This is a genomic window from Streptomyces sp. NPDC008317, assembly GCF_042955955.1.
In the GTDB taxonomy this organism is placed as follows: Bacteria; Actinomycetota; Actinomycetes; order Streptomycetales; family Streptomycetaceae; genus Actinacidiphila.
Map to the genome: position 1 here is coordinate 1,195,469 of NZ_JBIBFQ010000001.1, position 9,941 is coordinate 1,205,409.

Annotated in this window: 8 protein-coding genes; 7 read left to right on the plus strand and 1 reads right to left on the minus strand. The window is 73.1% G+C overall.

Features of this window, described 5'->3' with window-relative positions; all coding sequences use genetic code 11:
• Positions 1-226: 226 nt before the first annotated feature.
• Positions 227-982, minus strand: a complete 756-nt coding sequence (locus ACFY9V_RS05050; RefSeq protein ID WP_355336437.1) for an FCD domain-containing protein — start codon at positions 980-982, stop codon at positions 227-229.
• Between the two features lie 392 nt (positions 983-1,374).
• Here ACFY9V_RS05050 and ACFY9V_RS05055 point away from each other — a divergent pair, with 392 nt between their 5' ends.
• The 7 genes from ACFY9V_RS05055 (at position 1,375) to ACFY9V_RS05085 (ending at position 9,797) form a co-directional block, all read left to right on the plus strand.
• Positions 1,375-2,991, plus strand: coding sequence for an ABC transporter substrate-binding protein (locus ACFY9V_RS05055; RefSeq protein ID WP_391159516.1), 1,617 nt, complete (start codon positions 1,375-1,377; stop codon positions 2,989-2,991).
• Positions 2,992-3,119: 128 nt separating this feature from the next.
• The gene (locus ACFY9V_RS05060; protein ID WP_391159519.1) at positions 3,120-4,070 is read left to right on the plus strand and encodes an ABC transporter permease subunit; all 951 of its coding nucleotides are present in this window, start codon (positions 3,120-3,122) and stop codon (positions 4,068-4,070) included.
• Position 4,071: 1 nt separating this feature from the next.
• A complete protein-coding gene (locus ACFY9V_RS05065; RefSeq protein ID WP_391159521.1) occupies positions 4,072-6,216 on the plus strand; it encodes an oligopeptide/dipeptide ABC transporter ATP-binding protein in 2,145 nt (714 codons plus the stop codon).
• Positions 6,213-7,208 (plus strand): ABC transporter ATP-binding protein, encoded by a 996-nt coding sequence (locus tag ACFY9V_RS05070; protein WP_355336320.1) that lies wholly within the window; start codon positions 6,213-6,215, stop codon positions 7,206-7,208. The genes ACFY9V_RS05065 and ACFY9V_RS05070 overlap by 4 nt, the downstream gene beginning before the upstream one ends.
• Positions 7,205-8,134, plus strand: a complete 930-nt coding sequence (locus tag ACFY9V_RS05075; protein WP_391159524.1) for a dihydrodipicolinate synthase family protein — start codon at positions 7,205-7,207, stop codon at positions 8,132-8,134. The genes ACFY9V_RS05070 and ACFY9V_RS05075 overlap by 4 nt, the downstream gene beginning before the upstream one ends.
• Positions 8,131-9,057: an ROK family protein gene (locus tag ACFY9V_RS05080; protein ID WP_391159527.1), complete on the plus strand. Its 927-nt coding sequence runs from the start codon at positions 8,131-8,133 to the stop codon at positions 9,055-9,057. Before ACFY9V_RS05075 ends, ACFY9V_RS05080 begins: the two co-directional genes overlap by 4 nt.
• A complete protein-coding gene (locus tag ACFY9V_RS05085; protein WP_391159528.1) occupies positions 9,054-9,797 on the plus strand; it encodes a putative N-acetylmannosamine-6-phosphate 2-epimerase in 744 nt (247 codons plus the stop codon). Before ACFY9V_RS05080 ends, ACFY9V_RS05085 begins: the two co-directional genes overlap by 4 nt.
• The last annotated feature ends 144 nt before the right edge of the window (positions 9,798-9,941 follow it).

Here is a 9,941-nt window from a genome sequence, read left to right on the forward strand (position 1 = left end):
ACACAGGCGGCACGACCGGTACGGACGGCACGGATGCCACAGACGGCACGGGTGCCACGGACGGTACGGGCACTTCGGGGGAGGCGGGCGGCAACGGCGGCGGCACAGGGGACTCCTCAGCTCGCGGCGGACACCGCGCTCGACAGGACGTATCTCAGGTCTGACACCTGACGAACGACATCAGATGTCTGCTGTCGAGGGACCCTAGGGCCGGGGTCCGACCCCGTCAAGATCCGGAGCGCCGCCTCGGCGCGATGACCGCACGCTCCCGTGCCTCCGGCGTCCCCGCCTTCCCCTCCGCCGCCGCCCGCGCCTCGGCGATCCGCCGCCGGACCGGCGCGTAGTGGTCGGAGACGGCCGCGGCGAAGGCCGCCGCGTCCCGGTCGCGCGCGGCCTCCACGATTCGGTGGTGGTGGTGGACGGTCTCCACCTCCTCCGCCCTGCTGATCCCGGTGAGCTGCGGGGCCACGACGATGTAGACGTCCCAGAACGCCGCCGAGAGCTGGCCGATCAGTTCGTTGCCGAGCGGCGCGACCAGAAGGGCGTGGAAGGCCCGGTCGGCCTCGACGAAACCGGTCCCGTCGCCGCTGCCGGACGCGTTCATGTCGTCCACCAGCGCGGCGAGGGCGTCCAGGTCGGCGGAGTCGAGCGCGGCCACGATGCGGTCGGCCATGCCGCGCTCGAACAGCTCGCGCATGTCGGCCAGCTCCAGCATGAGCTGCATGTCGTCGTCGCGGTCGAGCATGCCACGGAACGTGAGGCTTTCCACGAGCGCGGACAGTCCGAGGCGGCCGACGTAGGTGCCGTGCCCCCGGCGCACCTCCACGATGTCGAGGACGTCGAGGGTCTTCACGGCCTCGCGGACGCTGGAGCGGCTGGCGTCCAGGGCCTCGCACAGCTCGTTCTCGGTGGGCAGGACGTCCCCCGGACGGAGCCCATTGTCCAGGATGTAACGTTTGATGCCCTCGCTGACCTCGTGCATCAGCAGGCGACGACCCCGTCCGTTGCCCGCATCGCGAGTTCCGTCCACCTCTTGACCCCTCTCGTTCCAACGACTACGGTCCAACCCTATCAGCCATCAGACATCTTATGTCTGATGTTGCACAGAGTGGTCGTCCCACCGGCGTACTCTGGCCGCCCGCGCCCCACTCCCGCCCGCGGAACCGCCCTCCCGGCGTCCGCGGCGGCCCGGCCGGGCACACACCACCGGCCGGGCATACGACGGCCGCACCACCGGCCGGGCACGCGACGGCCGCACCATCGGCCGGGCACGCGACGGCCGGTCCGCAGTCCGCCGGGCCCCGCGACCGGCTTCCGCTTCGCCCGTCTCCACCGTCCACCTCATTCCTGCTCACCCCTGCCCGGAGGTTCCCCGTGTCTTCTCGACGGACACCCGCCAGAGTCGATCGCCGCGCATTCCTGCGGTACACCGGCGCGGTCGGCGCTGCCGCCGCCTTCACCGGCGCCCTCGCCGCGTGCGGCGGACCCTCCTCGACCAACGCCCCCGACTCCGCGGCCAGCAAGGGGACCGGCGGCGGGACCGGCGGCGCCACCATCACGGCGGGGATCTCGTACGCCCTGTCCACCGGCTTCGACCCGATGACTTCCTCCGGCGCCACCCCGGTCGCGGCCAACTGGCACATCTTCGAGGGTCTGGTGGACCTCAACCCGGTCTCGCTCACCGCCCGCCCTGCCCTCGCCACGGCGCTGCCCGTCCAGGTCGGCCCGACGACGTACCGCGCCACCCTGCGCGACGGGGCCACCTTCCACGACGGCTCCCCGGTCACCGCCGATGACGTGGTCTTCAGCTTCGAGCGCATCCTCGACCCGAAGAACGCCTCGCTGATGGCGCAGTTCCTGCCCTTCCTGCGCTCTGCGCGGGCGGTGGACGCCCACACGGTCGAGTTCGCGCTGAAGTACCCCTTCGCGCTCTTCCCCTCCCGCATATCCGTCGTCAAGATCGTGCCGAAGAAGATCGTCCAGGCCGACGAGAAGGGCTTTGACGCGAAGCCGGTCGGCTCCGGACCGTACGCGCTGGTGTCGGCCACCCGCGAGGACAAGATCGTCTTCAAGAAGTACGCGCGGTACAACGGGCGCTACCCGGCCAAGGCCGAGGCGATGACCTGGAATCTGCTCTCGGACGCCTCCGCGCGGGTCAGCGCCGTGCAGTCCGGCCGGGTCGCGGCCATCGAGGACGTGCCGTACATCGACATGGCCGGCCTCAAGCGCAAGGTCACCGTCGAGTCGGCCGCGTCCTTCGGCAACCTCTTCCTGATGTTCAACTGCGCGAAGAAGCCGTTCGACGACCAGCGGGTGCGCCAGGCCCTGCACTACGCGCTGGACACCGACAAGATCATCGCCACCGCCATGTCGGGCCAGGCCACCCCGGCCAGCGGCTACCTCCAGCCCAGCCACCCCGACTACGTCAAGGCCGCCACGGTCTACGGCCACGACCCCGCCAAGGCCAAGGCGCTGCTCCAGGCCGCGGGCGTCAGCGACCTGAAGGTGACCGTCCTGACCACCGACACCTCCTGGGTGCAGGACATCGCCCCGCTGGTCAAGGAGAGCTGGGACGCCGTCGGCGTCAGGACCACGCTCAGCATCGGCCAGTCCTCCGCCCAGTACGCGAAGATCGACACCGGCGACTTCGACCTCCTCGTCGCCCCGGGCGACCCCTCGGTGTTCGGCAACGACGTCGACCTGCTGATGCGCTGGTTCTACGTCGGGACCTGGCCCGAGACCCGCTACCGCTGGTCGGGCACCGCCCAGGGCAAGCAGGTCGTCTCGCTGCTCGACCAGGCCGCCCGCACCACCGACGACGCGACCCGTACGAAGCTGTGGTCCCAGGTCACCGACATCGTCGCCGAGCAGGCGCCGCTCTACCCGATCCTGCACCGCAAGCTCCCGACCGCGTGGGACGGGCACGCGCTGGCCGGCTTCAGCCCCGTGCCCACCACCGGTCTGTCGTTCCTCGGCGTGTCCCCGGCGTGAGCCGCCAGGACCGGGGCCCGCGCGCCCGGTGCGTGAGCGGCTCGTACCTCCCGCGTACGAGCCGCCCGCGCTCCCCGCGCGGGTCCCGGACCCGCCAGTCGTCCAGGACCTACTGCTAGGAACGCCCGATGTTCGCTTTCCTTCGGCTCGCGCTGCGCCGCGTGGCGATCATGCCGGTGATGATCCTCGGCATCACCTTGCTGGTCTTCGTCGTGCTCCAGTTCTCTCCCGTGGACCCCGCCTACAACGCCCTGGGGGAGAACTCGACGGCCGCCGCCCGCGCGGCGTTCGCGCACGCCAACGGGCTCGACGACCCGCTGCCCGTCCGCTACGCGCACTTTCTGAACCAGTTGCTGCACGGCGACCTCGGAGTGACCGTGCCGCCGAGCCAGCCGGTGGTCGACCGGATCACCGTCGCCTTCCCGCTCACCTTGCAACTGACGCTGCTGGGGCTGCTGATCGCGATCGTGCTCGCCGTCGCGCTCGGCGTGGTCGGCGCGGTGTACCGGGACCGCTGGCCCGACCACGTCTTCCGCGTGGTGTCGATGGCCGGTGTCGCGGTGCCCTCCTTCTGGCTGGGCGTGCTGCTGATCCAGCAGTTCGCCCTGGACAGTTCGCTCTTCCCGACCGGCGGATACGTCAACCCCGGTGACTCCTTCACCGGTTGGCTGCGCTGCATGACGCTCCCGGCGGTCTCGCTCGCGGTCCCGGTCGCGGCCTCGCTCGCCCGGCTCATCCGCACCTCGATGGTCACCGAACTCGACCGCGACTACGTCCGCACAGCCACCGGCAACGGCCTGCCACGGCTGCTGGTCATCCGGTCCGTGCTGCGCAACGCGCTGGTCACCCCGCTCACCGTGCTGGGCGTCAAGGTCGGTTACCTGCTCAGCGGCGCCGTCGTCATCGAGACGATCTTCGACCTTCCCGGCATGGGCAAGCTCATCCTGGAGGGCGTCACCGGCGGCGATGTGGCCCTGGTGCAGGGGACCGTCCTGATGATCGCGCTCGCCTTCCTGGTCGTCAACGTCGTCGTCGACCTGCTCTATCTGCTGGTCAACCCGCGCATCAGGACGGTGTGAGATGTTCCTGTTCACTGGCCCCCAACGCGTCGTCGCCAAGCTGTCGCGTCCCGGCATCCGTTTCCGCGCGCTGCCGCTCGCCGCACGGATCTCGCTCGTCGTCCTGGCCGTCGTGGTCCTGGCCGCGGTGTGCGCGCCGCTGGTCGCGGACAATCCGCTGACCACCGGCATACCCGTCCAACCCCCCGGCTCCCGGCACTGGTTCGGCACCGACCGGATCGGCCGGGACATCTTCGCCCGGGTCGTCTACGGCGCCCGCTACTCGCTGGTGATCGGCCTCGGCTCCACGGCCGTCGCCGTCGTCGTCGGCGCGGTCCTCGGTTCGCTCGCGGCCACCTCGCCCAAGTGGGGCGACGAGTCGGTGATGCGGGTGCTGGACGTCGTCATGTCCTTCCCGCCGATCGCGCTCGCCGCCGTCCTGGTCACCGTCTTCGGCTCCAGCGTGCCCGTCCTGATCTTCACCATCGCCGCGGTGTACGTCCCCTCGCTCGCCCGCGTCGTACGGGCCAACGTCCTCGCGCAGTACGGCGAGGACTACGTCGCTGCGGAGAAGGTCATCGGCGCCCGTCGCGCCTACATCGTGCTGCGGCACGTGGCCGTCAACTGCGCCGCGCCCGTCATGGTCTTCGCCACCGTGCTGGTCGCCGAGGCGATCATCTTCGAGGCGAGCCTGTCCTTCATCGGCGCCGGCGTGAAGGACCCCGAGCCGAGCTGGGGCAACGTGCTCTCGTACGGGCGGCAGATCCTGCTGTCCGGCGGATGGTGGGCCACCCTCTTCCCCGGCCTGGTGCTGCTCGTCACCGTCCTGGCCCTGAACATCCTGTCCGAGGGACTGACCGACGCCTCGGCGGCGCCGGGAGCGGCGGCCGGAGCGGCGCCGGAGGCCGTACCCGCGGCGGCGGCCGTATCGGGGGCGGCCGTACCCGCGGCCGCGGCCGGAGTCGCCCCCGCGGCCACCGCCTCCGGTACGGACCGCCCGGCCGGTGACACCGCGCCCCAGGACACGCCGCTTCCCCGCCGGACGCGGGCGGACGACGACGAACGGGCCGCCGCCGTACAGCGCAGCCTCGTCCTGCTCGCCGAACGCATGACGCGGAATCCGCCGCCGCTCGCGGCGGTGCCCGCCACCGCCGCGGAACTGCTCTCCATCCGGGACCTGTCGATCCGCTTCCCCGACCGCTACGGCGACGTGCCGGTGGTCGACGGCATCTCGCTCACCGTCAGGGAGGGCGAGACCCTCGGTCTGGTCGGGGAGTCCGGCTGCGGCAAGAGCATCACGAGCCTGGCCGTCATGGGCCTGCTGGCCCGCAACGCGCGGGTGAGCGGTGCCATCGACTACCGCGGCGAGGACCTGCTCGGCATGTCGCCCCGCCGCCGCAGGGTGCTGGCGGGGCCCGAGATCGCCATGGTCTACCAGGACGCGATGTCGTCGCTGAACCCGTCGGTCCTCATCGGCCGCCAGCTCAAGCAGCTCACCTCGCGCGGCGGCACGCAGAGCCCGGCGGAACTGCTCGAACTCGTCGGCCTCTCCCCGGAACGCACGCTGCGCAGCTACCCGCACGAGCTGTCCGGCGGCCAGCGGCAGCGCGTACTGATCGCCATGGCGCTGTCCCGCAGCCCCCGGCTGCTCATCGCCGACGAACCCACCACCGCGCTCGACGTCACCGTCCAGGCGCAGGTCGTCGAACTCCTCACCCGGCTGCGCGACGAACTGGGATTCGCGATGATCCTGGTCTCGCACGACCTCGCGCTGGTCAGCGGGCTCGCCCACCGGGTGGCGGTGATGTACGCGGGGCAGGTCGCCGAGACCGGCGACACCCGGGCGCTGCTGTCCGACCCCGCCCACCACTACACCCGCGGCCTGCTCGGCTCGGTCACCTCGCTGGAGGCGGGCGCCGACCGGCTGCACCAGATCAGCGGCGTGGTGCCCGCGCCGCGCCAGTTCGGCGCCGGATGCCGCTTCGCCTCCCGGTGCGGCGCGGCCACCGAGGTGTGCGGGACCCGCGCCCCCGAGCTGACGGGGCGGCCGGCCCCGGCGACGGACCCGCGCGCCGCAACCGCCGTGTCCCCCCTGCCCGTCGCGGCGCACGGCGTCGCCTGCCACCACGCGGCCGAACCCGTACTGCTGCAAAGGAGCGGACGATGATCCGCGTCGAAGAGGTCCACGTCAGGCACCGGGCGCGCGGCGGCGGCCTGTTCCGGCACGACGCCGTGCACGCGCTGACCGGGGCGTCGCTGACGGTGGAGCGCGGTGAGATCGTCGGCCTGGTCGGTGAGTCCGGCTGCGGCAAGTCGACGCTGGCGCGGGTGCTGACCGGTCTGCAACGGCCGACCGAGGGCCGGGTCATGTTCCGCGGCGAGGATCTGTGGGAGCTGCCGGCGGCCAGGCGCCGCCAGGAGTTCGGCGCGTCCGTCGGCGTGGTCTTCCAGGACCCGTCCACCGCCCTCAACCCGCGGATGCCGGTCGGCCGCATCCTGCGCGACCCGCTGGACGTGCACCGGCGCGGCACCCCGCGCGCCCGCGAACAGCGGGTGACGGAACTGCTGGAGCTGGTGGGCCTGCCCGGGCACACCCGGCAGGCGCTGCCGGGACAGCTCTCCGGCGGGCAGCGCCAGCGGGTCGCCATCGCCAGGGCGCTCGCGCTGGAACCCGAGCTGATCGTCGCCGACGAACCGACCAGCGCCCTCGACGTCTCGGTCCGCGCGCAGGTGCTCAACCTGCTGATGGACCTGCGGTCCCGGCTCGGCCTCGGCATGGTCTTCATCTCGCACGACATCCAGACGGTGCGCCACCTGTCGGACCGGCTCGCGGTCCTCTACCTCGGGCGGATCGTGGAGGAGGGCCCGGCCGCCCAGGTGTCGGCCGCGCCCGCCCACCCGTACACCCAGGCGCTGTTCTCCGCCACACCGAGCCTGCTGGGGACCACCGAGCGGATCGTGCTCAACGGCCCCGTGCCGTCGGCCACCCACCCGCCCTCCGGCTGTCCGTTCCGCACCCGGTGCTGGAAGGCGGACGACACCTGCGCGACCGCCTTCCCCGCCGCCACACGGGACGGCGACCACCAATGGCACTGCGTACACCCCAGGACCACCGCGGCGGCGACCGCCGCGCACCACGGCACAAGGAGCACTTCGTGATTGCCCGTACACCCCGGTTCTCCGGCGTCGTCCCGCCCGTCGTCACCCCGCTGACCGACGACGGCGCGGTGGACGTCGCGTCGCTGGAGCGCGTGGTCGGCCACCTCATCGGCGGCGGTGTCGACGGCCTGTTCGCGCTGGGGAGTTCTGGCGAGGTCGCCTATCTCACCGACGAGCAGCAGGAGACGGTGCTCGACGTGGTGGTGAAGGCCGCGGGCGGCCAGGTGCCGGTGCTGGCGGGCGCCATCGAGACCACCACCAACAAGGTGCTGGAGCGCGCCCGTACCGCCGTCGCGCGCGGCGCCAGCGCGGTCGTCACGACCGCCCCCTTCTACACCCGCACCCATCCCACCGAGATCGACCGGCACTTCCGGACGGTCGCGGCCGCGATCGAGGTGCCGGTACTCGCCTACGACATCCCGGTCTGCGTCCACAGCAAGCTCTCCCGGCAGCTGGTCGGCGCACTGGCCGCCGACGGGGTGCTGGCCGGGGTCAAGGACTCCAGCGGCGACGATGTGACATTCCGTCAACTCATCCTCGACACCAGGGACGTGCCGGACTTCGCGCTGCTCACCGGGCACGAGGTCGTCGTGGACGCGATGCTGCTCGGCGGCGCGCACGGCTCGGTTCCCGGCCTCGGCAACGTCGACCCGCACGGCTACCGGCGGCTGCACGACGCCGCGGCGCGCGGCGACTGGACGGCGGCCCGCGCCGAACAGGACCGGTTGGCCCGGCTCTTCGACATCGTCGCCGTCGCCGACCCGGCCACCGCGTCCGGTACGGCGTCCGGCCTCGGCGCGTTCAAGACCGCGCTGACGCTGCTCGGCGTCATCGCCCGCAACACCGTCAGCCCGCCGATGCGCCCGCTCACCGACGCCGAGACCGGCCGTATCGGCGCGATCCTGGAGCAGGCGGGCCTGCGATGACGCTGCTCGCCGGAGTCGACATCGGCGGGACCAAGACGGCGGCCGCCCTGGTCACCCCCGAGGGCGTGCTGCTCGACCGCGCCACCCTGCCCACCCCGGCGCGGCAGGGCCCGGCCGCCGTGCTGGACACCGCGGCCCGCGCGGTGACCCTGCTCGGCAGGCCCGTGGACGCCGTCGGCGTCGGCAGCGCGGGCGTCATCGACCCCGGTACCGGCCGGGTACGGTCGGCCACGTCCGCGCTCCCCGGCTGGGGCGGCACCGACCTGCGCGGGCTGCTCGCCGCCCGGCTCGGCCTGCCGGTCGGCGTCGACAACGACGTCAACGCCCATGCGCTCGGCGAGCATTGGCGCGGCGCCGCCGCCGGGCACGCCTGCGTGCTGCTCCTCACGGTCGGCACCGGCGTCGGCGGCTGCGTCCTGATCGACGGACGCGTCCACCACGGCGCCGGTGGCGCTGCGGGCGAGGCCGGTCACCTGCCGGTGCCCGCCGCGGCCGGGCTGCCCTGCCCCTGCGGGGGCGTCGGACACGTGGAGGCCGCGGCGTCCGGACCGGCGATGACGGCGGCCTACCGCGAACTGGCGGGCGCGCGGCCCGGATACGAGACGGGCGCCGCGCCCGCGACCCTCCGCCTTGTCAACTCCCGCGCGCAGGACGGCGATCCGACGGCGCTGACCGTCCTGCGCGCAGGCGCCACCGCGCTCGGCGAAGCCGTCGGCGGCCTCGTCAACGTCCTGGCCCCCGACCTCGTCCTCCTCGGCGGCGGGGTGAGCCGCTGCGGACCCGTCTGGTGGGACACCCTGCGGACGACCGTCGCCTCCCACCTGGTCCCGGCCGTCGCCGGGACCCCGCTGCGGGCGGGCTCGCTCGGCGACGACGCCGCGCTGTACGGGGCCGCGCTCCTGGGACGGGAGGCGCTGGCGTGAACGGCCGTGAAGGTCAACCGACTTCGGGCGGTCGGCCCACGTCGGCCGCCGACCCCGGCGGCGTCCTGGAACGGCTGCGCGGCCGGCTCGTCGTCTCGTGCCAGGCGTATCCGGGGGAGCCGCTGCGCGACCCGCTGATCATGCGTCAGATGGCGCTCGCCGTCCGGGAAGGCGGCGCGGCCGGTATCCGGGCGCAGGGCCTCGACGACCTGCGCGCGATCCGCGCGGTCACCGACGTCCCCCTCATCGGCCTCTGGAAGGACGGCACTTCGGGCGTCTACATCACCCCGACCGAGCGGCACGCCCTCGCCGTCGCCGCGACCGGCGCGGATATCGTCGCGGTCGACGCCACCTTCCGCCCGCGCCCCGGCGGCGAGACCCTGGAACGTACCGTCACGGCCGTGCACCGCGCGGGCCGCCTGCTCATGGCCGACGTCTCCAGCTACGAGGAGGGCGTCGCGGCGGCGGACCTCGGCGCGGACCTGGTCGGCACCACGCTGTCCGGCTATACGGGCAGCGGCCCGCACCCGGACGGTCCCGACCTCGCCCTGGTCGCCCGCCTCAGCGCGGACCTGTCGGTCCCCGTCGTCGCCGAGGGCCGTGTCCACACCCCCGCCCAGGCCCGGTCGGCCCTCGCCGCGGGAGCCTTCACGGTCGTGGTCGGCACCGCGATCACCCACCCGACGACGCTGACCCGGTGGTTCGCCGAAGGGCTCGGAGCACAGCGGCAGTTGGGGTGAATGCCCTCTGCCGCGACGGCGCCCCCCGGAACTCTCGGAGGGCGCCGTCGCCGCGACGGCCGGGCCGGGTGCCTGGAACGGGTACGAGTTCAGCACCAGCGTCGCCGTGTCCGGCTTGTCGGGGCTGGTGAACGCGGAGACATC

Coding starts and splice junctions, on each gene's coding strand:
- ACFY9V_RS05060 (WP_391159519.1), top strand. CDS start 3,120: ATGTTCGCTTTCCTTCGGCTCGCGCTGCGCCGCGTGGCGATCATGCCG.
- ACFY9V_RS05070 (WP_355336320.1), top strand. CDS start 6,213: ATGATCCGCGTCGAAGAGGTCCACGTCAGGCACCGGGCGCGCGGCGGC.
- ACFY9V_RS05065 (WP_391159521.1), top strand. CDS start 4,072: ATGTTCCTGTTCACTGGCCCCCAACGCGTCGTCGCCAAGCTGTCGCGT.
- ACFY9V_RS05080 (WP_391159527.1), top strand. CDS start 8,131: ATGACGCTGCTCGCCGGAGTCGACATCGGCGGGACCAAGACGGCGGCC.
- ACFY9V_RS05050 (WP_355336437.1), bottom strand. CDS start 982: ATGCACGAGGTCAGCGAGGGCATCAAACGTTACATCCTGGACAATGGG.